The 22796-nt window shown below is 57.4% G+C and carries 26 protein-coding genes; 12 read left to right on the forward strand and 14 right to left on the reverse strand.

Annotated features, from left to right (window positions below; translation table 11 throughout):
• The 3 genes from Z946_RS0110520 to Z946_RS0110530 are packed head-to-tail and all read right to left on the reverse strand — an operon-like array spanning position 1 to position 2532.
• Positions 1–540, reverse strand: coding sequence for a hypothetical protein (locus Z946_RS0110520; protein ID WP_025055696.1), 540 nt, complete (start codon positions 538–540; stop codon positions 1–3).
• A complete protein-coding gene (gene mreC, locus Z946_RS0110525; protein ID WP_025055697.1) occupies positions 537–1433 on the reverse strand; it encodes a rod shape-determining protein MreC in 897 nt (298 codons plus the stop codon). The genes Z946_RS0110520 and mreC overlap by 4 nt, the downstream gene beginning before the upstream one ends.
• 52 nt (positions 1434–1485) lie before the next feature.
• Positions 1486–2532 (reverse strand): rod shape-determining protein, encoded by a 1047-nt coding sequence (locus tag Z946_RS0110530; protein WP_025055698.1) that lies wholly within the window; start codon positions 2530–2532, stop codon positions 1486–1488.
• Between the two features lie 171 nt (positions 2533–2703).
• Here Z946_RS0110530 and Z946_RS0110535 point away from each other — a divergent pair, with 171 nt between their 5' ends.
• Entirely contained in the window at positions 2704–3291 is a 588-nt protein-coding gene (locus tag Z946_RS0110535; RefSeq protein ID WP_025055699.1) for a VOC family protein, read from the forward strand.
• Positions 3292–3383: 92 nt separating this feature from the next.
• On the opposite strand, the gene Z946_RS0110540 is transcribed toward Z946_RS0110535, so the two are convergent.
• Positions 3384–4952: a 2-isopropylmalate synthase gene (locus Z946_RS0110540; RefSeq protein ID WP_025055700.1), complete on the reverse strand. Its 1569-nt coding sequence runs from the start codon at positions 4950–4952 to the stop codon at positions 3384–3386.
• Positions 4953–5237: 285 nt separating this feature from the next.
• Between Z946_RS0110540 and Z946_RS0110550 the strand changes: the two genes are divergently transcribed.
• Positions 5238–5903 (forward strand): SDR family NAD(P)-dependent oxidoreductase, encoded by a 666-nt coding sequence (locus tag Z946_RS0110550; protein ID WP_025055701.1) that lies wholly within the window; start codon positions 5238–5240, stop codon positions 5901–5903.
• Entirely contained in the window at positions 5900–7426 is a 1527-nt protein-coding gene (locus tag Z946_RS0110555) for a cryptochrome/photolyase family protein (protein WP_025055702.1), read from the forward strand. The genes Z946_RS0110550 and Z946_RS0110555 overlap by 4 nt, the downstream gene beginning before the upstream one ends.
• 80 nt (positions 7427–7506) lie before the next feature.
• Here Z946_RS0110555 and Z946_RS0110560 read toward each other — a convergent pair whose 3' ends face one another.
• Positions 7507–7923 (reverse strand): acyl-CoA thioesterase, encoded by a 417-nt coding sequence (locus tag Z946_RS0110560; protein WP_025055703.1) that lies wholly within the window; start codon positions 7921–7923, stop codon positions 7507–7509.
• 129 nt (positions 7924–8052) lie between these two features.
• Here Z946_RS0110560 and Z946_RS0110565 point away from each other — a divergent pair, with 129 nt between their 5' ends.
• Both Z946_RS0110565 and Z946_RS0110570 read left to right on the forward strand, forming a co-directional pair.
• A complete protein-coding gene (locus tag Z946_RS0110565; protein WP_025055704.1) occupies positions 8053–8793 on the forward strand; it encodes a helix-turn-helix domain-containing protein in 741 nt (246 codons plus the stop codon).
• A gap of 72 nt (positions 8794–8865) precedes the next feature.
• The gene (locus Z946_RS0110570; RefSeq protein WP_025055705.1) at positions 8866–9246 is read left to right on the forward strand and encodes a VOC family protein; all 381 of its coding nucleotides are present in this window, start codon (positions 8866–8868) and stop codon (positions 9244–9246) included.
• A 40-nt stretch (positions 9247–9286) separates the two neighbouring features.
• On the opposite strand, the gene Z946_RS0110575 is transcribed toward Z946_RS0110570, so the two are convergent.
• Complete coding sequence (locus Z946_RS0110575; RefSeq protein WP_025055706.1) at positions 9287–9631, reverse strand: antibiotic biosynthesis monooxygenase family protein; 345 nt, start codon at positions 9629–9631, stop codon at positions 9287–9289.
• Positions 9628–9951: an NIPSNAP family protein gene (locus tag Z946_RS0110580; protein ID WP_025055707.1), complete on the reverse strand. Its 324-nt coding sequence runs from the start codon at positions 9949–9951 to the stop codon at positions 9628–9630. Before Z946_RS0110580 ends, Z946_RS0110575 begins: the two co-directional genes overlap by 4 nt.
• 71 nt (positions 9952–10022) lie before the next feature.
• Between Z946_RS0110580 and Z946_RS0110585 the strand changes: the two genes are divergently transcribed.
• Entirely contained in the window at positions 10023–10697 is a 675-nt protein-coding gene (locus tag Z946_RS0110585) for an ArsR/SmtB family transcription factor (protein ID WP_025055708.1), read from the forward strand.
• Here Z946_RS0110585 and Z946_RS0110590 read toward each other — a convergent pair.
• From Z946_RS0110590 to Z946_RS0110605, 4 genes are all read right to left on the reverse strand, one after another.
• On the reverse strand, positions 10694–11494 hold the full coding sequence (locus Z946_RS0110590) for a CE1 family esterase (RefSeq protein WP_025055709.1): 801 nt from the start codon (positions 11492–11494) through the stop codon (positions 10694–10696). The genes Z946_RS0110585 and Z946_RS0110590 overlap by 4 nt on opposite strands.
• A gap of 52 nt (positions 11495–11546) precedes the next feature.
• Positions 11547–12095 (reverse strand): hypothetical protein, encoded by a 549-nt coding sequence (locus Z946_RS0110595; protein ID WP_025055710.1) that lies wholly within the window; start codon positions 12093–12095, stop codon positions 11547–11549.
• Complete coding sequence (locus tag Z946_RS0110600; RefSeq protein WP_025055711.1) at positions 12092–12607, reverse strand: hypothetical protein; 516 nt, start codon at positions 12605–12607, stop codon at positions 12092–12094. The genes Z946_RS0110595 and Z946_RS0110600 overlap by 4 nt, the downstream gene beginning before the upstream one ends.
• Positions 12608–12714: 107 nt before the next feature.
• The gene (locus Z946_RS0110605) at positions 12715–14373 is read right to left on the reverse strand and encodes an NAD+ synthase (protein ID WP_025055712.1); all 1659 of its coding nucleotides are present in this window, start codon (positions 14371–14373) and stop codon (positions 12715–12717) included.
• 262 nt (positions 14374–14635) lie between these two features.
• Between Z946_RS0110605 and Z946_RS0110610 the strand changes: the two genes are divergently transcribed.
• On the forward strand, positions 14636–16024 hold the full coding sequence (locus tag Z946_RS0110610) for an MORN repeat-containing protein (RefSeq protein ID WP_025055713.1): 1389 nt from the start codon (positions 14636–14638) through the stop codon (positions 16022–16024).
• Positions 16025–16170: 146 nt separating this feature from the next.
• Here the strand turns inward: Z946_RS0110610 and Z946_RS0110615 are convergent, their stop codons facing one another.
• Positions 16171–16692, reverse strand: coding sequence for a thioesterase family protein (locus Z946_RS0110615; protein WP_025055714.1), 522 nt, complete (start codon positions 16690–16692; stop codon positions 16171–16173).
• Between the two features lie 80 nt (positions 16693–16772).
• Between Z946_RS0110615 and Z946_RS0110620 the strand changes: the two genes are divergently transcribed.
• Positions 16773–17261 (forward strand): MarR family winged helix-turn-helix transcriptional regulator, encoded by a 489-nt coding sequence (locus Z946_RS0110620; RefSeq protein WP_025055715.1) that lies wholly within the window; start codon positions 16773–16775, stop codon positions 17259–17261.
• A 28-nt stretch (positions 17262–17289) separates the two neighbouring features.
• Here the strand turns inward: Z946_RS0110620 and Z946_RS0110625 are convergent, their stop codons facing one another.
• A complete protein-coding gene (locus tag Z946_RS0110625; protein ID WP_025055716.1) occupies positions 17290–18216 on the reverse strand; it encodes an MBL fold metallo-hydrolase in 927 nt (308 codons plus the stop codon).
• Positions 18217–18319: 103 nt separating this feature from the next.
• On the opposite strand from Z946_RS0110625, the gene Z946_RS0110630 reads away from it, so the two are divergent.
• The 3 genes from Z946_RS0110630 to Z946_RS0110640 all read left to right on the forward strand — a co-directional run bounded on the left by Z946_RS0110630 (position 18320) and on the right by Z946_RS0110640 (position 21608).
• Positions 18320–18721, forward strand: a complete 402-nt coding sequence (locus Z946_RS0110630; RefSeq protein ID WP_025055717.1) for a DUF1801 domain-containing protein — start codon at positions 18320–18322, stop codon at positions 18719–18721.
• Between the two features lie 53 nt (positions 18722–18774).
• Positions 18775–20109, forward strand: coding sequence for a glutamate--tRNA ligase (gltX, locus tag Z946_RS0110635; protein WP_025055718.1), 1335 nt, complete (start codon positions 18775–18777; stop codon positions 20107–20109).
• 158 nt (positions 20110–20267) lie between these two features.
• Positions 20268–21608 carry an MATE family efflux transporter gene (locus tag Z946_RS0110640; protein WP_081780812.1) on the forward strand — a complete coding sequence of 447 codons (1341 nt, stop codon included), beginning with the start codon at positions 20268–20270 and terminating at the stop codon, positions 21606–21608.
• Here the strand turns inward: Z946_RS0110640 and Z946_RS0110645 are convergent.
• Positions 21588–22142, reverse strand: coding sequence for a gamma-glutamylcyclotransferase family protein (locus tag Z946_RS0110645; protein ID WP_025055720.1), 555 nt, complete (start codon positions 22140–22142; stop codon positions 21588–21590). The genes Z946_RS0110640 and Z946_RS0110645 overlap by 21 nt on opposite strands.
• Before the next feature lie 89 nt (positions 22143–22231).
• Here Z946_RS0110645 and Z946_RS0110650 point away from each other — a divergent pair, with 89 nt between their 5' ends.
• A complete protein-coding gene (locus Z946_RS0110650; RefSeq protein WP_025055721.1) occupies positions 22232–22789 on the forward strand; it encodes a class I SAM-dependent methyltransferase in 558 nt (185 codons plus the stop codon).
• Positions 22790–22796: the final 7 nt, after the last annotated feature.

Below are 22796 nucleotides of genomic sequence, written 5' to 3' on the forward strand. Positions count from 1 at the left end.
TCACACCCGTTGACCCAAGGCATCCAGATCGCCCGGTGCAGCCTTGCGCACGCCCATGCCGAAATGGGTGATCGCGACGACCACCGGATACATTAGGATCGTCAGACCCAGTTCCGTCAGGATAAGTGCCATGCCGGGCAGATCGATAAGCATGATCATCAGAATGAGCCTGTAGCTGATAACAAGCCCGATCATCATCAGACTGACCGTTACCCACTCTGCCGCGAAATTTGCATCGCGCAGGGACCGGCCCCTCGACTTGAGGTTTTCGCAGACGATCAATGCCAGCATAGCCCAAAGCCCCGGAGGCCGCTGTAAAAGCAGGTCAGCCAACAGAAAGGCGCAGGCCAGCGCCAATGCGGGCACGTATTCAGGACGCCGCAGGCTCCATGCGATGGCAAAGCACAACAACAAATCAGGTCCGGCCCAACGGCGCGGCAGTGTTTCAAGTGGCAGGAGGTGGAAGAACAGGATCACCAGCGTAAGCAAAGCAAAAGACGCTCGCATCAGCCAAAGACGTGTCTGGGAAAGGTCGTTCATTCGCCCACCGCCGTCTCTGTCTCGACCAATGGGCCGTCAGCAGTGATCACGCGTGCCGTGTCCGTCACGTTTTCGGTGCCGTAGTGGCGCAGAACCCGCAAGAACTCTAGTCGTTCGTAATCTGCCGCAAGCCGAACGCGCAGGCGGCCACCCGGATCAGCAGCCACTTGCCCGATCAGCAGACCAGCCGGAAAGACACCGCCGTCACCGGAGCTGATCACGCGGTCACCCGGACGGACCAAATCGGGATTTTCCAGAAAATCGATGGGCGGCGCGATAGAGTTATCACCAGCTACGATGGCACGTTGGCCCGAGGGTTGGATAGTCGCGGGGATACGGCTTGTGGCATCGGTCAACAGGATGACGCGCGCGGTGTTTTCGGCCACGCCAGAAATACGACCGACTAGTCCAATGCCATCCATGGTGGCCCAGCCGTCCACCAAACCGTCGCGCGCGCCTACGTTCAACAACACGGACTGACGGAACGGCGAACCGGAATCGGCTAGAACCACACCGGTAATAAACGTCAGGCGCGGATCAAGGCGCACCTTGTTCAAATCAAGCAATCGCGCGTTTTCCTGCTCGAGCTGGAGCGCAGCTTCTTTCCACGCCTGCATTTGGCGCAGTTCTGAACGCAATTCCTGATTTTGCTCTGCAAGGCGTTGGTAAGACTGGAAATCTCGTAGCAGATTGATGGTGCCTGTGACCGGTGCCATCGCCCAGTCCAGATTTGGCACCAAACGGTCTGTGATTTGGGCGCGAAAACGTTCAACGCGCGGGCTATCGATCCGCCAAAGAAGGAATGTGGTGGCAAGCAGCAGGATCAGGACAGCCAAAAGCAACCGCCGCAGCGGGCCGGTATAATCGCCTGTATTTGAACGGTCGCTTGCCATGTCCCCTGCGCTCCTGCCCGGGCAACCGGGCCTTGGCCCAGTCTAGCAAATATCAGCTGTCATAGTCGATGGCATGGCGCAGCTGTTTTTCGTACTCCAGCGCCTTGCCGGTGCCCAGTGCCACACAGTTCAGGGATTCGTCCGCGATTGAAACGGCAAGGCCGGTCTGCTCGCGCAGTGCCAGATCCAGATCACCCAGCAAAGCGCCACCACCGGTCAGCATCACGCCGCGGTCAACGATGTCGGCGGCCAGATCGGGGGGCGTTGTTTCAAGCGCGGTCATCACGGCCTCGCAGATTTGCTGCACCGGTTCAGCCAAGGCTTCGGCAATCTGCGCCTGCGTGACTTCGATTTCCTTGGGCACGCCGTTCAACAGGTCGCGTCCGCGGATTTGCATGGATGTACCGCGCCCGTCATCGGGCATACGGGCTGTACCGATAGACGTCTTGATCCGCTCAGCCGTGGTTTCACCCACCAACAGGTTCTGCTGACGGCGCAGATAGCTGATGATCGCCTCGTCCATACGGTCACCACCCACACGCACAGAACGCGCATAGACGATATCGCCCAGAGACAGCACCGCAACCTCGGTCGTACCGCCGCCGATATCGACAACCATGTTGCCGGTCGGGTCGGTGATCGGCATGCCGGCACCAATGGCCGCTGCAATCGGTTCGGCAATCAGACCGGCGCGGCGCGCACCTGCTGACAGAACCGACTGGCGGATCGCGCGTTTTTCAACGGGGGTCGCACCATGCGGCACACAGACGATGATCTTGGGCTTTGAGAAAGTAGAGCGTTTGTGGACCTTGCGGATGAAGTGTTTGATCATTTCTTCGGCGGTGTCGAAGTCTGCAATGACACCTTCACGCATGGGGCGGATCGCTTCGATGCTGCCCGGTGTACGGCCCAACATCAGCTTGGCATCCTCGCCCACGGCCAGTACTTTTTTGACACCGTCCTTGATGTGGTAGGCGACAACTGACGGTTCGGACAGCACAATTCCCCGTCCCTTGACGTAGACAAGTGTATTTGCCGTGCCGAGGTCGATCGCCATATCGGAGGAGAACAGCCCGCCGAGGTTTCCAAAGAGGTTCATGCGCCTGAGTACCTTGCTAAAAGTCTGTTTGGCCCGCGACTCTGATGAGGCAGGCTGGAAGCCCTTATAGGCTCGGGAGGGGGCAGGCGAAAGGGGCAGTTTTGCCCTATTGGGCATGTTGCCGCTTGTGGCTAAGATGGAATGTAAACTCACCTTACGGAGCAGACTGACATGAAGAAAATTCAAAGCCTCGGTGTGCATCACATCACGCTAACGGGTGCTGATCGCCAGACCAGCATTGATTTCTGGGAAGGTGTGCTGGGCATGCCGTTCATTTTCGACCAGCCTAATCTGGATGACCCAGACGAAGGCCATCTTTACTTTGACCCCGGTGACGGGCGGTTGATCACGATATTCACAAACGAAAGCCGCAAGCCGGTGCATGACCGGACGCCTATGGACCCTGGTTGCGTCCACCACATCGCATTCGAAGTGGACCGCGCCATGTTCGATCAGGTTCTTGAACGTTTGAAGGAACGGGGCATCGGCAATTCAGGGATCAAGGATCGCGGCTTTATGCATTCGATCTACTTCAAGGACCCTCTGGGCCTGCTGATCGAGTTGGCATGCTATGCCTTCATTCCGCCGCGCGGTTCAAGCCATGCCGAAGTTATGCTGGAAGCCCACAAGCTGCGCGTGGCGAGAGGGGCCAATGCCATCGAGCGAGAGCACTTGGCGGATGCCGCTGTCATGATCGTCGAGCGGTCGCAGACTTCGCTGAGTGATGACAGGGCACCCAAGAACCCGTATCGGTCCTAGGGCCTTCAATCGGCCCAAAAACGCAAATGCCGCGCTTTCATCAAGCGCGGCATTCAATCCGTTTTCGATACGTGCCAGCAGGTCGCCGTGGTTCAAGCGATATCCTTGTAGCTGACCTCGCGCTGATCGGTGCCGCCTTTTTCGCGACGGACCAGCAGACGGTTCAGGGCATGGATATACGCGCGGGTGGAGGATACCACGGTATCAGTATCCGCAGCCTGACCCGTCACAATACGGCCAGCTTCTTCCATGCGCACTGATACCGTAGCTTGCGCGTCGGTGCCCTCGGTCACAGCGTGAACCTGATACAGCTGCAATCTGGCCTCGTGAGGCACAAGCGCTTTCACGCAGTTGAATGCCGCATCAACGGGGCCGTCGCCGGTTTGCTCTGTTTGCAGGTCTTTGCCGTCCACGTTCAGGGTCATACGCGCCTGGTTTGGCCCTTCGGTGCCGCAAACCACGTGCATTGAGACAAGCTTGACCTGCGCTTCTTCAGGATCGGTGGTCGTGCGCATCAAAGCGATCAAATCGTCTTCGTAGATTTCCTTTTTGCGGTCGGCCAGTTCCTTGAACCTGACAAAGACATCCTTGAGCTGGTTGTCACCAAGCTCAAACCCGAGATCCTCAAGCTTTGAACGCAACGCCGCACGGCCGGAATGTTTGCCCATGACGATGTTGGTCTCGGTGAGGCCCACGTCTTCGGGGCGCATGATCTCGAACGTCTCTGCGTTTTTCAGCATGCCGTCCTGATGGATGCCGGATTCGTGCGCGAAGGCGTTCTTACCGACGATGGCCTTATTGGGCTGCACTGGAAAGCCGGAGACAGTCGAGACCCGGCGCGAGATGTTCATGATCTTGGTTGCGTCGATACTGGTTTGGTAGGGCATGATATCGTTGCGCACGCGCAGCGCCATCACGACCTCTTCCAACGCGGTGTTGCCCGCACGTTCGCCCAATCCGTTGATTGTGCATTCGATCTGGCGCGCGCCGGCTTCAACGGCAGCAAGGCTGTTGGCTGTCGCCATGCCAAGGTCGTTGTGGCAGTGGGTGGCGAAAATAATCTCGTCAGCGCCCGGAACGTTTTCGAGCAGTTTGGTGATTAAATCGGCGCTTTCGCGCGGTGCGGTATAACCGACTGTATCTGGAATGTTGATCGTGGTGGCACCCGCTTTGATCGCGATTTCCACAACGCGGTACAGATAGTCGAGTTCGGTGCGCGTGGCGTCCATCGGGGACCACTGCACGTTATCGCACAGGTTACGCGCATGGGTCACCGTTTCGTGGATACGATCTGCCATTTCGTCTTTAGTAAGATTGGGAATGGCGCGGTGCAGCGGCGATGTGCCGATAAAGGTGTGAATGCGGGGCTGGGATGCATGTTTCACAGCCTCCCAACACCGGTCGATGTCCCCGAATTGCGCGCGCGCAAGGCCACAGATCACCGAACTTTTCGCGTTCTTGGCGATCTCAGACACGGCAGCAAAATCGCCTTCGGAGGCTATCGGAAAACCTGCTTCGATGATGTCCACGCCCATCTCGTCGAGCAGGCCTGCAATCTCAAGCTTTTCAGCATGGGTCATGGTTGCACCCGGAGACTGCTCTCCGTCGCGAAGGGTCGTGTCGAAAATCAAGACGCGGTCTTGTTTTGTCTTATCAGTCATTTTGTTAATCTCTCGTTTCTGCTTTGCAATCCATGGCGCGGTGATATGCCCTCTGAGCGGACGCGCCGGGATGGCACGCTCAGAGGCGGATTAGCAGCAGCAGGGAAGCACGCAGCGCGGCAGCCGAAAGCGGCAGCAGGGTGGATTTATCGGCAGCGTGTGTCATGGCGTCATTTATAGGCAAGTGTTCTGAAATGGGAAGAGGGAGTTTGCGCTTTGTCTGCCCAGATGGATCGGGGTCATTTTTCCGTTGAAGCGCGGCAGTGCCCACCTAGGTCAAAGCGCATGGATAATACTTTGATCATAGGTGCTTCCGGTGGCATTGGTGCAGCACTGGCCGAGGCATGCGAAAACCGCGGAGAGCAGGTGACACGCCTTTCGCGGTCAGTTGACGGCTTCGATATCACGAACGCGCAAAGCGTGGCGGAACATCTGGGCCGGCTTGAGGGGACGTTTAACCGCTTGATTGTCGCTACCGGTGCGTTGGAAATCCAGGGTGCCGAGCCCGAGAAAACCATCAAGACGATCGAGCCGCAGGCGATGCTGGACCAGTTTGCGCTGAATGCGGTCGGACCGGCTCTTGTTTTGAGCCATGCACATGACCTGTTGCCGCGTGATAGCCGCTGCGTGATGGCCGTACTATCGGCGCGGGTGGGATCGATTGGCGACAACCGCATTGGCGGCTGGATCAGCTATCGCAGTGCCAAGGCGGCAGTGAACCAGATTGTGCATACCGCCGCGATCGAGCTGGCACGAACCCACAAGGACCTTGCCTGTGTTTCCCTGCACCCCGGTACGGTGGCGACCCCCTTCACCGAGAAATATCTGGGGAGGCATCCGGCAGTTGCGCCGTCCGAAGCCGCAGAGAACCTGATCCGCGTGATGGAGGGGCTGACACCCGCCCAGACCGGTAAATTCTTTGATTGGCAGGGAAAAGAGGTGCCGTGGTGAGCCGCCTTGTTCTGGTGCTGGGAGACCAGCTGTCGCACGATCTGTCCGCGCTCAAGAAAGCAGATAAAGGCAGTGATATTGTCGTTATGGCCGAGGTGTCGGAAGAGGCGGGGTATGTAAAACATCACCCCAAGAAAATCGCCCTGATCTTTGCGGCAATGCGCAAGTTTGCCAAGGCGCTGCAGGATGACGGATGGGAGGTGCGCTATACCCGTCTGGATGACGCGGATAACGCAGGCTCGATTGTCGGTGAACTGCTGCGTCGCGCAGAAGAAACGGAAGCGAGCGGGGTCATCTGTACCGAACCGGGCGAATGGCGGCTGATTGACAAGCTGAAGTACGCACCAGTCAAAACCCATATTATCCGTGATGACCGCTTTATCGCGAGCCACGCTGAGTTCGAGGCATGGGCCGAAGGGCGCAAGGCGTTGCGGATGGAATATTTCTATCGAGAGATGCGGCGCAAGACCGGCTTGCTGATGGAAGGTGATGAGCCCGCCGGGGACAAGTGGAATTACGACCACGACAACCGCAAGGCCGCGCCCGATGATGTAAGTGTTGAGGGACCGTTGTGGTTTGAACCGGATGCCGAAGTCGAAGAAGTGCTAGAGCTGGTCGAGGACCGTTTCGGCGACCACTTTGGTGATCTGCGTCCCTTCGGTTTCGCCACCACCAGAGCACAGGCGTTAGAAGCACTCGCCTATTTCATAGAACATGCCTTGCCGCGGTTCGGGGACTATCAGGATGCCATGCTTGAAGGTCACCAGTTTCTATATCACGCGGTCTTATCGCCCTATATCAATACGGGCCTTCTAGGACCGCTTGAGGTTTGTCAGGCCGCAGAGGAGGCATGGAAAAAGGGTGATGTGCCGATCAACGCTGCCGAAGGCTTCATCCGGCAGATCATCGGCTGGCGCGAATATGTGCGGGGCATCTATTTCCTGGAAGGACCGGATTATCCGACGCGCAATGTGCTCAAGCAGGACCGCGATTTACCCGCCTTTTACTGGGGTGCAGAGACCAAGATGAATTGCGTGTCCCATGCGGTCGCCCAGACCAAAGAGCAGGCCTATGCCCACCACATCCAGCGTTTGATGGTTACAGGCAACTTTGCGCTGCTGGCAGGGATTGATCCGGGGCAGGTGCATGAATGGTATCTGGCGGTCTATGCAGATGCCTTTGAATGGGTCGAAAGCCCCAATACCGTAGGCATGAGCCAGTTTGCGGACGGCGGTGTGATCGCGTCCAAACCGTATGTTTCGTCTGGTGCATACATCAACCGGATGTCGGATTACTGCAAGGGATGCGCCTATAAGGTCAGCATAAAGACCGGCGAAGATGCGTGCCCTTTTAATCTTCTGTACTGGCATTTTCTCGACCGGCACCGCGACCGGTTTTCCAACAACGCCCGCATGGGAAATATGTACCGCACATGGGACCGAATGGATGAGGACCGACGCGAGACCGTGCTGAAAGACGCAGCGCATTGGCTCGCCCGCCTTGATAAAGGCGACACCGTTTGAAACAGGGCTGCCTGCTCACCAATACGGTCAGCTATAAAGGGGGCATGGGAGGTTAGAGGTAGACTGCCGATGCGGCTACATCAGGCCTCGACCAGCCACTCATCCAGCGTTGCCTTTACCTCTTCTGGCCAAGGAACAGAGGTGTGCTTGTCCAGATCAGATGCAGCCAGCACCTGCGTAGAGTTCCAGCGTTTTTCACCTTCACAACTGATGTCATGTTTCAGCGTTACGGATGAGCGCCCCACTTTGACGACGCGCAAATCGAACGTGAGCGTTTGACCGAAGAGGGACGGAATAGAAAAATCGCATGTCAGGTGTACAGTCGGCGTGCCCCAACGGTCTTTCCAGATGATCTCGTGCCAGGGGTAGCCCAGATGCGCCCAAAATTCCTCGTTCACTCCATTCAGGATGTCGAGGTATGCAGGGAAATACGCAGTGCCTGAAATGTCGCAATCGCCAAAGCGCAATTCTCGGGTGGTGGTGAAGACATGGGACATAAACATCGGTCTTTGATTGTGGAATGGTCGGACCTTTCTAGACTGTTTGCATCAGGTAGGACAGGGTATTTCCCTTCGGCCACTGCCCATGCGATACCACAGCACCAATTGCGGTAAGAGACAGACAGCATGTACGATCCCAAAGGCAACGGTAAGGACAAGTCGGTCGATGCCGTTGTTTTTACAGAGACAGAGCCGCCTGCGCATTTGCAGGGCATTGTGCACCGGTATCTGGAGCTAAAAACAAACGTGACATTGGCGGAGGACTACCGCTTTCACGCGCTGCCTGATGCCTGTGCCTATATTGTCTTTGACCAACAGGACGCCACGATCACCGGTGTATCGAAATTGCGCGCCACATCAGAAGAATTCAATCTGGGCCGGTCATTCCATTTCGTGAACATCCGTTTTCTGCCCGGTGTGTGGCGCGATGAGGTCGAGCCTATTGCTTATGGCCAGTTGAATGTGGCCTATGCAGGGAACCTGCCGCTGGTCGAACTGAACCGCGACCTTTCGCAGCAATCTTTTGACGATATGCAGGATGTTTTGTCGGGGTTGGTGGACCGATTGGTGGCGGACGGCCTTGTGGCGCGCAATCCGGTGACGGAGACGATTTTTGCCAACCTAGATGAGATCCACACCGTGGCCGATATGGCCGACCTGAATAACATGTCGCCACGCCAGTTGCAGCGCAAACTCAAAAGCACGACAGGCTTTAGCCCGCATGATCTGCTTAAGGTGTTGCGATTGCAGATGGCGCTGAACGGCGGCGACATCTGGTCATATGCGGATCAGTCACATTTCATCCACTCGTTCCGCAAAGCGACAGGGTACACACCGGGGAAATACGCAAAAAAATATGATGTCTGAAATCTACAATACGAAGCGGTTCCTGTTCTCTAGGAAGGGGGCATAGCAACTTTTACAGACAGGAATGAAACGATGACAAAGATGAACGCAATCGGCTGGTTTGATATTTTTGTGGACGATCTGGACCGGGCCACTGCCTTTTACGAAGCGGTGCTGGACACTAAGTTGGAGCAGATGGGTGACCCGACCGGCGAAACCCAGATGATGAGCTTTGCTGCAGATATGAGTGTCTATGGCGCGGGCGGCGCGCTGAGCAAGTCACCAAACGGACGGCCCGGTGTGGGCGGCACCATCATCTATTTCAACGCACAGGATTGTGCGGTCGAAGAGGGCCGCGTCGCGGATGCGGGCGGTCAGGTGGTGCGGCCCAAGTTTTCTATCGGAGAGTTCGGATTTGTCAGCCTGTGTATGGACACAGAAGGCAACATGTTCGGCGTCGCCTCCATGCAATAACCCATCTCAAGCGCGGGCGGCCCTAACAGGCCGCCCGCGTTTATCCATGTGAGGCACGGCTGTCAGACGGTGCCTCTTTTCGGTCAAACATGCCGTAATCCCGGATCACTTGTGCAATGCGCAGGTGGTAATCAGTAAAGATACCGGCGCGGCCTTTTGCCTGCGCCTTCCGGTGCGCCGCCAGTTTGCGCCAGCGTTGCACGGCATTCTCATCCTCAAAGAACGAGAGCGACAGTAGCTTGTCGGGGTCCGTCAGACTTTGAAACCGTTCTACCGAGACAAATCCCTCAATCTCATCCACTATCGGCCGCATGTCTGCGGCGAGGTCGAGGTATTCTGCCTTGCGGTCGGGATGCGGCATAACTTCAAATATAACGGCGATCATGTGCTGTCTCCTTGAGGGGTGGAGGCCAGTTTCAGAAAGGTCCTGTCCTCGCGCATTAGAAACTTCTCCGATTGTGCGAATTCATAGTTTTCACGACCCAAGGGATCCGCGGCAAGGCGCGTGCGATAAGCCTCATACGCGGCAAGGCTGGGGATATTGTAGATGCCGTAGGCCAGTGTCGAAGACCCTTCGTATGGGGCGTAATAGCCGACAAGATCGGCACCGCAGCGCGGGATCGCCTGACCCCAATTACGGGCGTATTGTTCAAACTGGGCTTTCTTGGTGGGGTCGATTTCATAGCGGATGACGCAAGTGAGCATGGGTTTTCCTTTCGCTGCTGCGCATGGTCTAGCGCATTGATCTGGACATATGCTTCGGTTACGGTCGAAGTATGAAAGAAGGTCCTGACATATCCCGTATCGCAGCACTAATCGGTGACCCGGCGCGGGCAAACATCCTGACGGCGCTGATGGCGGGCAAGGCGCTGACCGCGACCGAACTGGCATTCGAGGCCGGTGTGACGGTGCAAACCGCCAGCGCGCATCTGGCGAAACTCGAAAGTGCTGCCATGATCGCCTGTCGCAAATCGGGGCGGCACAAGTATTTCACGCTTGGCGGTGACGACGTGGGTCATGCGCTTGAGGCGCTGATGGGGCTTGCGTCTGGCGCGGGACATCTGCGTACGCGGACGGGGCCGAGGGACGCGGCGCTCCGCGAGGCGCGGGTGTGCTATAATCATCTGGCAGGCACCAAGGGTATCGCGCTTTATCAAGGGTTGCTGGCGCGGGGTGTCATTGTCGAAGACGGGGCGGATGTGGTGTTGCGTGATGCGACTTTCCTGAGCGACTTTGGTGTGGATATCGACGCGTTAAGCAGATCCAAAACGCCGATGTGCCGGTCCTGTCTCGACTGGTCAGCGCGACAGACGCATCTGGCAGGCAGCGTGGGCCGCGCGCTTTTGGCGCGGATGGAAGCGTTGGGCTGGGCCAGCCGCGTCGAAGGCACGCGGATTATTCACTTCACGCCCAAGGGCGAACAGGCGTTTGCCGAGACGTTCGAGGGTTAAAACCGGCCAGCCTCATGCAATTCCTGTATCCCGTGGCCAAGGTATTCGGTGCGGAAAGAATGTCCGCCGTCGAAAAGGCAGTATTGCAGGATTTCGCCGTCAGGGTTGCTGCGGTTGCGGCAGATCAGTGGCCCGGTCTTGAAATAGTTCGACGCACCGAAATCGCCGAATTTCTCGTACATGCTTAACGTTTCTTCGACTTCGCCCTGTTTGGTCTCGCCGATGGCGCGGCCCTTGAGCGGCACCGTCTTGTCGGTGGTGCCGTGAATATGGACTATGCTGGTGACAGGCGCGGCACAGGTATCGGGCGGTTTTAACCAAAAGGTGCCGGACAGAGGGATGAACCCTGCAAAGGTCTCTGGCCGCGCACAGGCAAGGTTCCAGACCATCATGCCGCCTGCCGAAAACCCCGCAGCGATGATCCGGTCCGGGTCGATGTTCTGATTGGCCGTGACGTCCGCGATGACCGCGTCGAAATAGGCAAATTCCGCCGACCCGTCGCTGTCATAGGTGCGCGGACCATAGGGCAAGTCCCATGTCCCGTTGACCCCTTGTGCCGCGATCAACGCGATTCCCGCATCCGATAACATGCGCCGCATGGAGCTGTTGCGCATCACGCCCGCAGCAGAGCCGCGATAGCCATGCGACCAAATGAGCGCGGGCACCGGCGTGCTGCCATCGTGCCCCTCTGGCAATGCGATTCGGTAAATCCTGTCGCCTACGGGGCAATCGCTGTCTGGACCACAGCCGAGTGCGGGGCTGGCGAGGAACACGAAGAGGGCAATAAAAAAGCGCATGCTTTAAAGGATGCAGCTTGGTGACGTCAGGCTCAAGTCACATCGTTGTGCTTTAGGCGGTTGCGGGGCGGTCCTGCGCCTGGCGTGCCTGATGAAATGCGCGGGCATAAGTGACGACCGTACTTGCGTCGTAGTCTTTGAGCATCAACTGGGGGACCAGAACGTGATAGCCGGAGCGGCGGCGCAACCGGAGTGCGTGCTCATAACTGCGGCGCGGCACCGTGTGGAGCAGAACAGCGGAGTGGGTGAGCCGGAACGCGGCATAGGTGATATCGAAAGGGTTGCGTCTGGTTTCCTGCACATAAACGGCAATGTCGTCGATGTCTTCCCATTTCACCGGCGGGGCATGGTAGCCTGAGATGCCGTCCGCATCCATGCGCAATGCGATGGGGCGAAACAACCCCATTGCCAGCAGGTAGAGCGCAAATCCCGTGAGACAGACGGCAGCGAGGCCGGTGATCAAAGCCTCGGGTATCGGTGTATCATCCGCCTTTGCGTGCAAGGCGCTGATGGCTGCTACGAAGAGGCAAAGTGCGGCGGTGAGCACGGTCTTGGCGCGTGACGTCTTGATGATGATGGGATGTGGGGGTGCGATGCTCATACGGAGGTTGCCGCCGCGTGGAGCGCTTTGGCCCGCGTCGCAAGTGTTTCGGCATCGGTACCGTTGAGCAGCGTTTCGGGCACGGCGATGTGATAGCCAAAGCTGCGCCCGCTGGCGTGGGATTTCAGGCGGCCCCATGCGGTCTGGCGGTCACGCAGCGCAATCGGGTCCTGCACGGCAAAGCCAACAAAGCGGTTTCTGTTGTAATCGTCGAATGTGCCGATGTCGGTGATTTCATCCCATGTCGCGGGATCGGCGTAAAAGCCGGAGATGCCGTGGCTATCCATCCGCAGGGCCACAGGGCGTTTGAGGGCGATCCCCAGAAACCACAGGCCCAGTAGGCCAGAGAGGGGGCCGGGGGCGAAGGCAAGAAACAGGCCAAACGAGAATTCTGCGGTGATCCACAGTGCGGCACCGAACATGACGGACCACAGCAGACCGAAGACACTGAATAGCACGCCCATCCAGAAGGATTTGCGCGTTCTGATGTGGACGATCACGGTGTCGGACATGGAAATAGGCACGCTTTACCTTGGCACGGGTTCAGGTGCCTGAGTGACAGAAGAATGTGCCGAACCTTTGTTCGAAAGCGTTCAGTGTCCTGAAATCTTTACGGCGTTCAGCTTGGATCGCGCCAGCGGTTCACAATCGGATAGCGCCGGTCGAGCCAGAAAGCCCCCTTGGTCAGGCGCGGGCCGGGGGCTGACTGGAAGCGTTTGTATTCAGAGATGTAGATCAGGTGCTCGACCTTTTTCGCAGTGGCGCGGTCGAAGCCTTCGGCGACGCAATCCTCGATGGAGCCGTTTTCATCGACAAGGATTTCCAGCAGGCGGTCGAGGACAGAATAGTCGGGCAGACTGTCGCTGTCTTTTTGATCCTCGCGCAACTCGGCGGTAGGGGGTTTGGTGATGATGGTTTCGGGGATCATGGTGCCTTTTGGTCCCATCATCCAGTCGCGATGGTTCGCATTGCGCCAGCGACAGGTCTCGAACACGCGGGTTTTGTACATGTCCTTGATGGGGTTATAGCCGCCCGACATATCGCCGTAGATGGTGGCATAGCCTACGGCGACCTCGGATTTGTTGCCGGTGGTCAAAAGCATCTCGCCAAACTTGTTGCTGAGCGCCATGAGCAGCAGACCACGCAGTCGGGACTGGATGTTCTCTTCGGTCAGGTCCGCATCGCGACCCTCAAACAGCGGCGCAAGGGTGTTGGTGATCGCCTGTCGGCCCTCCTTGATCGGGACATAGTCATAGCGACATCCGAGCGCTTCTGCCACGGCTTCGGCATCATCCAGAGAAGCTTGGGACGTGTATTCAGACGGCAGCATCACGCAGCGCACGTTATCCGGACCCAGAGCATCGGCAGCGATGGTGGCGACGATGGCGGAGTCGATCCCGCCGGACAAGCCCAGCAGCACTTTTTTGAAGCCCGTTTTGCCCATATAGTCGCGCAAGCCCTGCACCATCACACGGTAGTCGGCTTCATAATTGTCCGGGAAAGTTGCAATCTCTCCTTCGATCACGCGCCAGCCCTCGGCGGTGCGTTCAAGGTCAACATTTGTCGTGATCGCATCAAACGCGGGCAGCTTCATCGCCAGTTTGCCGCCGGGGTTCAGCGCGAAAGAGGCACCGTCGAACACCTGATCGTCCTGCCCCCCCACCATATTGAGGTAAATAAGCGGCAGACCGGTTTCCACGACACGCGCGACCATCATGTTCATGCGAGTGTCCATCTTGCCGCGATAATAAGGCGAACCATTGGGAACCAACAGGAACTCTGCACCGGTTTCTGCCAGCGTTTCGGCCACATCCGGGTGCCACGCGTCTTCGCAGATCGGGCTCCCGATACGAGTGTTGCCGACTGCGTAAGGCCCGCCCAAAGGGCCGCTGTCAAAGATGCGTACCTCGTCAAAGACCGTCTCGTTTGGCAGCTCGTGCTTGAGCGTGCGGCTGGCGATTTTGCCATTCTTAAGGATCAAATAGGCGTTAAACAGCTGCGTGCCTTCTGCCCAAGGCGCACCGATGGCAAGAGCAGGACCATCGGCACAATCAGCGGCAAGCTGCTCGACATGGGTCATCACATCCAGCTGAAAGGCGCGTTTCATCACAAGATCTTGCGCATTGTAGCCTGTGATGAACATCTCTGGCAGCGCCACAAGATCGGCCTGATCGGCCTTGCCCTGTTCCCAAGCCTGGCGCGCCAACGCGGCATTTCCGGCCAAATCGCCAACGGTCGGGTTTAGCTGGCCCAGTGTGATGCGGAAACGGTCTGCCATGAATGCGGCCTTTGCTTAACTGTGTCGCGCAACGATGTAGCAGATCAGGACAGGGGGAAAAGGGGCTATCCCCATTTGTCACAATCCGCTGTCCTTGCATGGGCGAGCCTTTGAGACCACCGTCGCTGCTCTCAAAGGACTTCAGCGCACCCGAACAGCGGTTCAATATCGCCAGCTTTCGCGCCAGTTAATAATCGTTGCCCCCTCCCGCACCATTCCCTAGGTTTGAACAAAACCAACGAACCCATGTCTGGATAACCTGATGTTTTTGCGTACAGCCTTGTTCTGCCTGATGCTCCTTCCGTTGCCTGCCTTTTCGCAGGACGGGGACGTTCAGACAAAACAATATGATGACGGTGGCATCTATGAAGGGACGTTCAAAGGTGGACTGCAAGACGGGCAAGGCACCTATAAGCTGCCGAACGGGTACGAATACACCGGGACCTGGGTCGAGGGCGAAATCAAGGGCGAAGGTGTCGCGCGGTTCCCCAACGGATCGGTCTATGAGGGCAATTTCGATCGCGGTAAGCCTGACGGCTTTGGCAAAATCACCTTTGCAGATGGCGGCACCTATGAGGGCGAATGGCAGGCAGGGGCGATCATGGGGCAGGGTGTGGCACTTTATGCCAACGGTGTGCGCTATGAAGGGCAGTTCAGGAATGCCAAACACCATGGCAAAGGCGTCATGCAAAGCCCTGGCGGGTACGAATACAAAGGTGACTGGATTGATGGCGTCAAAGAAGGCGTTGGCACCATCACCTATCCTGATGGCGCAGTTTACGAAGGCGACATCACAGGAGGCGAGCGCAACGGCACAGGCACGCTGACAATGCCGGACGGGCTGATTTATGTGGGGTCGTGGAAAGCCGGCCAGATCGACGGCACAGGCAAGCTGACCCAGCCGAACGGTGATGTTTACGAAGGCAGTCTGGTTGCGGGCAAACGCGAGGGCAAAGGCAGCGTCACTTACGAAAACGGCGACGTTTACGAGGGCGATTTCAAGGATGACCGCCGTGATGGGCAGGGCACATTCACCGGCACGGATGGCTATGTCTATGCGGGATCATGGGTTGCCGGCCAGATTGAGGGCGAAGGGCGCGTCACCTACCCTGACGGCTCGGTCTATGAGGGGCAGTTCCGCAATGATCTGGCGGACGGAACCGGTAAGATCACCTATCCGGACGGCTCGACCTATGAAGGGGCATGGGCCGCAGGTGTGATTGAGGGCAAAGGCCGTGCCACTTATCCCAACGGGATTATCTACGAGGGCGATTTCGTGAATGCCCGCAATGACGGCCAAGGCGTGATGACATACGCAGACGGGTACCGGTATGAGGGCGGTTGGCAGGATGGCCAGCGCCATGGTGCAGGCACCGCTACATATCCTGATGGCACGGTCTATGAAGGAGAGTTCCTGAACGGCCAGCGCCACGGCAACGGCACCATCACGATGGCCACGGGCTTCAAATACGAAGGCGCATGGGCGGACGGCGAAATCGAAGGACAGGGCACCGCGACCTATGCCAACGGTGACGTTTATGAAGGTACATTCAGCGCAGGTAAACGTCAGGGGGCAGGCACAATGCGTTATGCCACCGGTGAAGAGGCCAGCGGCGATTGGGAAGCCGGTGCCTTGAAAGAAGATGGCTGACGCTGTTTAGAAAGACACCTCTGACCGGACATTCAAGAGCCGCGGGATTTTAGCAAGTCAAGTACGGCCGCGTTAATCGACGGCAAGCTCGATTGCAAAGGTGCCCGTATTGTTTCGGGCTGCGAGAATGCGGTGCAGGCACTGGTTTAATCCAGCAGCAGTTTTTCGCTTTCGACCCAGCGCACGACAGCTTCCGGCAATACTGGCATCTCCAGTTTTTTTCCAAGCGCCTGTAGCGCGGTTTCCGTCTGGACCAAGCCGCTGCGAGAAAGAGCGGCACCTTTGGAATACCCCGACGCACAAAGCGTACCGTCCATCTTGAGGAATTCGAACCGCAAATAGTTCCAGTGCGTGTCACTGCCGACCCAGCGGTACCGCAAACGATACTTTTCACCCAGTTTTAACTGCTTGCGATAGGTTACGGTTGTCCCGCCCAGTACCGGTTTCCACTTGTTTTTGAAGAGTGACCGCAGAAAACCCGTGCGCCCGAAGAACTCTACAATCATCAGGTCGGCAATGGTCAGATAACGGCCGTTGTTCAGGTGCAAGTTGATATCGATATCATTGGGCAGCACGCGAAACGTCCGCTCGAACGGCTCGTCAATGCGGATGGCGGGCAAGCACCACACCCGCAGGAGGGTCCAAATCAGCCGGAAATAAAGGTTCATCGTCGCGGTCCAATAAGGTTCATTTGTGAGCCATATAGTTCATGTTTGAACTTATACAAGTTGTTTTGTATACTTGCCCTATGAACAAATGGAACGCAGACCCAAGTAAAACGCACAGCCTTGCGGATGCCACCGATGCGTGGATTTCCGTGGTTAGGGCATATCAGCAGTGTACTGCAACGCTTGCGCACAAGCTTGAGCCTTACGGTGTTTCGGTGCTCCAGCATGAAGTGCTTATGAATTTACGGCGGACCCCCGGTTTGACGCAGCAGCATCTGTCCGAGCGTTGTTTCTCGGCCAAAAGTGGCATCAGCATGATCGTCGCGAAAATGGTCAAGGACGGGATTGTTGTCCGTGCGCGCTCCGAACGGGATCACCGCGCATGGAACCTCTCGCTAACTGCGCAGGGCGACGCGCTGGCGGCAAAGATACAAGTGGTGCAAGATGAAGTGGTGCAGGCGATGGCCGCGTCCTACTCTGAGCAGGACCTCAAGCTGATGAAGGACCGCATGGATCACTCTGCCGAAGCGTTGCTTGCAATGCGGATCGGGGATGCGGGGCAGATGTGATGCCCCGCACGTTGGTCTAGTAACTGGTTCAGAGTAAAAGCTGATAGCTGTGGGGCACATATTTGAACCCGTCGCCCGCAGTCTCGACATACCCGAACGCGGGCCACGGCATGTGGTAGCCGACAAATGGCGTGCCGTCTGCGGCCATCATATCAAGCAAACGTCGGCGGGTCTTGGCCGCGGCTTCCTTGTCCTGATCGAACTTCACTTCCCAGTCAGGGTGGGCAAGAGACCAGACATAGTGGTTCGCGAAATCAGCGCCAAGCACCAGCTGCTTGCCGTCGCTTTCTATCATGTAAACCATGTGGCCTGGCGTGTGACCAAAGGCACTCATGCCGGTAATGCCGGAGGCTACGCTGCCGCCGTCACCGATAAAGGTCATCTGCTCGGCAAGCGGTTTGACCTTTGTGTCAAAGCCTTCGTTCTCTGCCTTCGCCCAATTGTCGTATTCAACCTGGCCAGTGACATAACGCGCGTTTGAAAAGGTTGGCGCGTCGCCTTGCATCAGACCGCCGATGTGGTCGCCATGCATATGGGTTAGTACCACAATATCGACCTGATCGGCGGAATATCCGGCAGCTTGCAGTGCAGCGAGCGTGCCATCGGCGCTCAGCCCTGTATCAAAAAGCACCAGCTCGGCACCTGTGTTAACCACGGTTGGCGTAAAGAAAAACTGTGCCGCATCGGTCGGAAGGTGGGCCGCTGCCGATACCTCGCCAAAGGTTTCGGCATCGACGTTCATCCCAAAAATTGTCTGTGGGTCGGGCACCGAACGCGATCCCGCAAGGATCGTGGTGACATCAAAGCCGCCCACCGATACCCGTTGAAAAGGTGCGGTCCCAGCGCCCTGCAATGGGGCAGATGCGTGGGTCGAGGTCGCAGTCGCGGCGGCTAGGGGCAAGGCAGCAGCACTCGCAAGTGCGGCGCGCCGTGTAAATGTATGTGGTTTGGACACGAGAAGTTCCTCCGTTGAACAAAAGCGGTGCAGGGTATGGTAGAGGGGAAAGGTGGTCGGGCAAGCACCTGACCGATCATCTTTTCGTGCGCGGGGAATTCGTATGTCAGAAGTCGAGCGTTACCTTACTGCCGTCAGCCCTGCACGCAGGCACCGCGAGGCCGCAATTCTCGACACTTTATTCCGCAGGATTACCGGCTGGACCCCGACCCTTTGGGGTGGATCAATCATGGGTTACGGCAGCTATGCCTATACATACGCCTCAGGACGATCAGGCACCTACCTTGCCACGGGTTTTGCCCCGCGCAAGGCAAAGCTGAGCATCTACATCATGCCCGGCTATTCTGACTTCGATTCCATTCTGACCCGTCTGGGCAAACACAAGAAAGCGAAGTCCTGTCTTTATCTCAACAAGCTTGAAGATGTCGATTTGGATGTCCTTGCCGAATTGATTCGCGCAGGCCTTGATGATCTGCGCCGGCAATGGCCCGTTCGGCCGTCCTAACTGGACAACGCGCCAGACCTGTGAGAAGCCTGCCTTCCGACAGGAGTACACCCATGACCGCACCGATCATTACCCGTTTTGCCCCATCCCCCACCGGATATATTCACGTGGGCAATCTGCGCACGGCGCTGATGAACTACCTCATTGCCCGCAAGGCTGGTGGCACATTCATCCTGCGTATTGACGATACAGACCCGGAGCGGTCCAAGGAAGAATACGTCGACGGCATCAAGGAAGACCTGACATGGCTTGGTCTTCACTGGGACAAGGTCGAACGGCAATCCGAGCGGTTGGACAAATATCACGCGGCAGCAGAAGAGCTACGTGAGAAAGGGCGCTTTTATGAAGCGTTCGAGACACCGACCGAACTGGATCTCAAGCGCAAGAAGCAGCTGAATATGGGCAAGCCACCGGTTTATGACCGCGCAGCGCTGGGCCTTTCGGATGCGCAAAAAGACGAGCTGCGCGCAGAGCGCGGAGACGGCGTGTGGCGTTTCAAGCTGGACCAGCAGCGCATTGAATGGGCCGATGGTATACTTGGTGATATTTCCATTGATGCGGCCAGCGTTTCAGACCCCGTGTTGATCAGAGGTGACGGGCAAATCCTGTATACATTGGCGAGTGTTGTCGATGATACGGAAATGGGCGTGACCCATGTAGTGCGGGGATCGGATCACGTCACAAATACCGCTACGCAAATCCAGATCATGCAGGCGCTTGGTCACGACCATCCGTCATTCGCGCACCATTCTTTGCTGACAGGTCCGCAAGGCGAAGCATTATCCAAACGCCTGGGCACTCTGGCCCTGCGCGATTTGCGTGAGCAGGGGGTTGAACCCTTTGCACTGCTCAGCCTGATGGCGCGCTTGGGGTCATCCGATCCGGTAGAGCTGCGCACCGAGATGGAGACGCTGATCGACGGCTTCGATATCAACCACTTCGGCTCCGCGCCGACGAAGTTCGACGTGCAGGACCTGTTCCCGCTGACAGGTCGTTACCTGCAGACCCTGCCGGTTGAGGACGTGGCCGACACAATTGCGGGACTGGGCGTGCCGGAAAACCAGGCCGCACAGTTTTGGGCGGTGACCCGCGAAAACATCGACACACTGAAAGACCTTGATGGCTGGTGGGCAATGTTCCGCGACGGGGCGGAGCCTGTGATCGAAGACGAAGACAAAGCCTTCGTGGCAGAAGCGATGAGCCTGCTGCCCGACATGCCTTTCGATGACAAGACATGGGGCAGTTGGACGGCTGCGGTAAAGGAGCAAACCGGACGCAAAGGCCGCGGACTTTTCCGGCCGCTACGCCTTGCGCTGACAGGTCAGGAGAGCGGGCCGGAAATGGCCGCCGTGATGCCTTTGCTGCAGGTCGTGAAAGCGCGGGGATGAGCCACAGATCATTTCCGCACCCTTCTGAACGCGGAAGGCATTTAACAAAATCAGAACCGGGGGTGGGACAAGTCCTGCCCCCTTGGTGTTTGTTGGGGCATTGAAACGTGGCCGAAGCTAAGTTCCTGAGTGGCAATCTTTTCCGGCATGTAACAGTGATGTCGCTGACCGCATCGCTGGGACTCATGGCAGTTTTCATTGTCGATTTTGTCGACATGATTTTCATTTCCATGCTGGGAAAAACCGAGCTTGCGGCGGCGATCGGCTATGCAGGGGCAATCCTGTTTTTCACCACCTCCTTTGGGATCGGGCTGGGCATCGCGGCAGGTGCATTGGTCGCGCGGGCGCTGGGCGCAGATGAGCCGCAGCTTGCAAGAGAACGGACCACCCATGCGCTGAGCTACGGTTTTTTCTTCGCAGTCATATTCTCAACGATTGTCTGGCTCTCTCTCGGCTCGCTCGTTTCCCTTCTGGGGGCTGAGGGGGAAACCGCTGCGCTGGCAGTACACTTTTTGCAAATCATTGTGCCCTCCATGCCTTTTCTGATCGTCGGAATGATGGGCAGTGCGGTCTTGCGGGCCCACGGGGATGCGCGCCGAGCGATGATGGCGACGATTGCGGGCGGCGTTGTGAATGCTGTGCTCGACCCCATTCTTATTTTCGGGTTCGGGCTGGAACTGACAGGCGCTGCGATTGCTTCGGTGGCAGCGCGCCTGGTGATTTGTGCGATGGCGCTTTGGCCCTTGATCGTGATCTATCGCGGCATTGCTTGGCCACGCGCCAGCGGCATGATCCGCGATTTGCGGCCGGTCTTGGCTATCGCATTCCCGGCCATTCTGGCGCAGGTTGCAACGCCGGTGGGACAGGCCTTTGTCACCCGCGCAATGGCCGGCTACGGCGAGGAAGCGATTGCTGGGATGGCAATCGTGGGCCGCTTGACCCCTGTGGCCTTCGGTGTCGTGTTCGCCTTGTCCGGTGCGGTAGGTCCTATTATCGGGCAAAACTTCGGTGCGCAGAACATGGCCCGCGTGCGACAGGGGTTCAACGCGGCAATCCTGTTTGTCGCTGTAGTGATCGTGCTCGTCTCAACCGTCTTGTTTCTGGCGCGGGGGGCAATTGCGGACCTGTTTGGCGCGACCGGCCTGACGCGAGATCTAATCTATCTTTTCTGCGGGCCGCTTTCGCTTGCCTTCTTTTTCCCTGGTGTGCTGTTTGTGGCTAATGCCGCGTTTAACAATCTTGGCCATCCCTTCTATTCCACCTTTACGAACTGGGGTCGCAATGCGGTGGCTTTGATCCCTTTTGTGTTTATCGGGTCATGGCTGGGCGGTGCGCAGGGGGTTCTGATCGGGCAATCCGTGGCCGGTATGCTGTTTGGCACGGTGGCATGGGTGCTGGCACTCAGGTTGATCGATCAGGGTGGCGGACCGGATGGGCCGAAACAGGAAATGTTTGGCCGCGAAGGGCGGCTCTTTGCGCTATTCCAGGCGCGCCGATAGACGTTTCAGGTGATGATCGACTAGCTCTGTCTCTTCAGAAGAGAGCATTTGATGACGGGGATATTGGGGTGCTGACCGGTCGTTCAGGATCGGTGTATCCCAGCCATCTGTGGTGTCGAAGAAATGTGTGACACCCTCGGTGCCGAATTCCCGCAAGAACCCCTGCACAACAACGTCCAGATAGCTCAGGATGATTGTATCGCGGGTTGTGGTGCCTTGCTGCTGGACGGGGACCGCATAGTGCGCAATCGGTGGCGCAGGTGCCAATGGATGAACAACGGCATCGCCGGAATGAAGGCGGGCATACCCCGTCTCGCGCGCATCCAGTGCCGCCCAGTCAGCCCCAGGTACTGCCGCGATCAGGCCGGAAATTGTGGTATCGGGATCGGGAATGACGCTCAGGAAAACACGATCAAATGCCTCGGAACGTACCCATGCTCGTCGCCAGCCAACAAGCTGCGCTGCGTGGGCATCCGGATAGTCATGGGTGCTGCGGTTCACGAGGCTGCCATAGCCGAAAAAGTAGGGGGTCATTACGGGATCACCTGACACAGGGTTGCAAAGAGATGGAATGCCACACAAAGTGGCCGGAACCAAGAAAAGAAAATCGGGACAGAATTGACATGATGTACAACCGTGTCGTGCAGGAAAAACGCGCGCGCAAGATGCTCGGCAGGATCGTCACGCCCGAAACCGAAGTCGGCGAGATCTCGGGCAAAATGGCCAAACAGTTGCGGCTAAAGCCCAAGTCTTTCGAGCGGTTTGATTTCCCAGAATTTGATGTTTGTGGTGAGCCGTTTCAGGATGAGGGCGGTGCCGTTCGTCAATTCGATGTGATGATCGCCAACCAAGTTTGGGAACACTTAGACCGGCCCTACAAGGCGACCCAGAACATTCATGCGATGTTGCGAGAGGGCGGGTATTTCTATGTCGCGGTGCCATTCTACGTCCGCTATCACGGGTATCCGGTGGATTGCAGCCGTTGGAGCGCGCGGGGGCTGAAAAACCTGTTGATCGAAGGTGGGTTCGACGAGGACAAGATTGAGGCCGAGCAATGGGGCAATTTGGAATGCGCACAGGCTGAATGCGGATACCGGTTCGCGCGGTATGACGAAGAAAAACACTCCATCAAGAACGATCCGCAATTTCCTGTCGTGTCATGGGCCATCGCGCAAAAGTAGATTGACG

Source organism: Sulfitobacter noctilucicola, from assembly GCF_000622385.1.
GTDB classification, from domain to species: Bacteria; Pseudomonadota; Alphaproteobacteria; order Rhodobacterales; family Rhodobacteraceae; genus Sulfitobacter; species Sulfitobacter noctilucicola.

Excerpts from the sequence above, each read along its gene's own strand:
- Z946_RS0110520 (WP_025055696.1), bottom strand. The coding sequence starts at position 540 with ATGAACGACCTTTCCCAGACACGTCTTTGGCTGATGCGAGCGTCTTTT.
- mreC (WP_025055697.1), bottom strand. The coding sequence starts at position 1,433 with ATGGCAAGCGACCGTTCAAATACAGGCGATTATACCGGCCCGCTGCGG.
- Z946_RS0110530 (WP_025055698.1), bottom strand. The coding sequence starts at position 2,532 with ATGAACCTCTTTGGAAACCTCGGCGGGCTGTTCTCCTCCGATATGGCG.
- Z946_RS0110535 (WP_025055699.1), top strand. The coding sequence starts at position 2,704 with ATGAAGAAAATTCAAAGCCTCGGTGTGCATCACATCACGCTAACGGGT.
- Z946_RS0110540 (WP_025055700.1), bottom strand. The coding sequence starts at position 4,952 with ATGACTGATAAGACAAAACAAGACCGCGTCTTGATTTTCGACACGACC.
- Z946_RS0110550 (WP_025055701.1), top strand. The coding sequence starts at position 5,238 with ATGGATAATACTTTGATCATAGGTGCTTCCGGTGGCATTGGTGCAGCA.
- Z946_RS0110560 (WP_025055703.1), bottom strand. The coding sequence starts at position 7,923 with ATGTCCCATGTCTTCACCACCACCCGAGAATTGCGCTTTGGCGATTGC.
- Z946_RS0110565 (WP_025055704.1), top strand. The coding sequence starts at position 8,053 with ATGTACGATCCCAAAGGCAACGGTAAGGACAAGTCGGTCGATGCCGTT.
- Z946_RS0110570 (WP_025055705.1), top strand. The coding sequence starts at position 8,866 with ATGACAAAGATGAACGCAATCGGCTGGTTTGATATTTTTGTGGACGAT.
- Z946_RS0110575 (WP_025055706.1), bottom strand. The coding sequence starts at position 9,631 with ATGATCGCCGTTATATTTGAAGTTATGCCGCATCCCGACCGCAAGGCA.
- Z946_RS0110580 (WP_025055707.1), bottom strand. The coding sequence starts at position 9,951 with ATGCTCACTTGCGTCATCCGCTATGAAATCGACCCCACCAAGAAAGCC.
- Z946_RS0110585 (WP_025055708.1), top strand. The coding sequence starts at position 10,023 with ATGAAAGAAGGTCCTGACATATCCCGTATCGCAGCACTAATCGGTGAC.
- Z946_RS0110590 (WP_025055709.1), bottom strand. The coding sequence starts at position 11,494 with ATGCGCTTTTTTATTGCCCTCTTCGTGTTCCTCGCCAGCCCCGCACTC.
- Z946_RS0110595 (WP_025055710.1), bottom strand. The coding sequence starts at position 12,095 with ATGAGCATCGCACCCCCACATCCCATCATCATCAAGACGTCACGCGCC.
- Z946_RS0110600 (WP_025055711.1), bottom strand. The coding sequence starts at position 12,607 with ATGTCCGACACCGTGATCGTCCACATCAGAACGCGCAAATCCTTCTGG.
- Z946_RS0110605 (WP_025055712.1), bottom strand. The coding sequence starts at position 14,373 with ATGGCAGACCGTTTCCGCATCACACTGGGCCAGCTAAACCCGACCGTT.
- Z946_RS0110610 (WP_025055713.1), top strand. The coding sequence starts at position 14,636 with ATGTTTTTGCGTACAGCCTTGTTCTGCCTGATGCTCCTTCCGTTGCCT.
- Z946_RS0110615 (WP_025055714.1), bottom strand. The coding sequence starts at position 16,692 with ATGAACCTTTATTTCCGGCTGATTTGGACCCTCCTGCGGGTGTGGTGC.
- Z946_RS0110620 (WP_025055715.1), top strand. The coding sequence starts at position 16,773 with ATGAACAAATGGAACGCAGACCCAAGTAAAACGCACAGCCTTGCGGAT.
- Z946_RS0110630 (WP_025055717.1), top strand. The coding sequence starts at position 18,320 with ATGTCAGAAGTCGAGCGTTACCTTACTGCCGTCAGCCCTGCACGCAGG.
- gltX (WP_025055718.1), top strand. The coding sequence starts at position 18,775 with ATGACCGCACCGATCATTACCCGTTTTGCCCCATCCCCCACCGGATAT.
- Z946_RS0110640 (WP_081780812.1), top strand. The coding sequence starts at position 20,268 with ATGTCGCTGACCGCATCGCTGGGACTCATGGCAGTTTTCATTGTCGAT.
- Z946_RS0110645 (WP_025055720.1), bottom strand. The coding sequence starts at position 22,142 with ATGACCCCCTACTTTTTCGGCTATGGCAGCCTCGTGAACCGCAGCACC.
- Z946_RS0110650 (WP_025055721.1), top strand. The coding sequence starts at position 22,232 with ATGATGTACAACCGTGTCGTGCAGGAAAAACGCGCGCGCAAGATGCTC.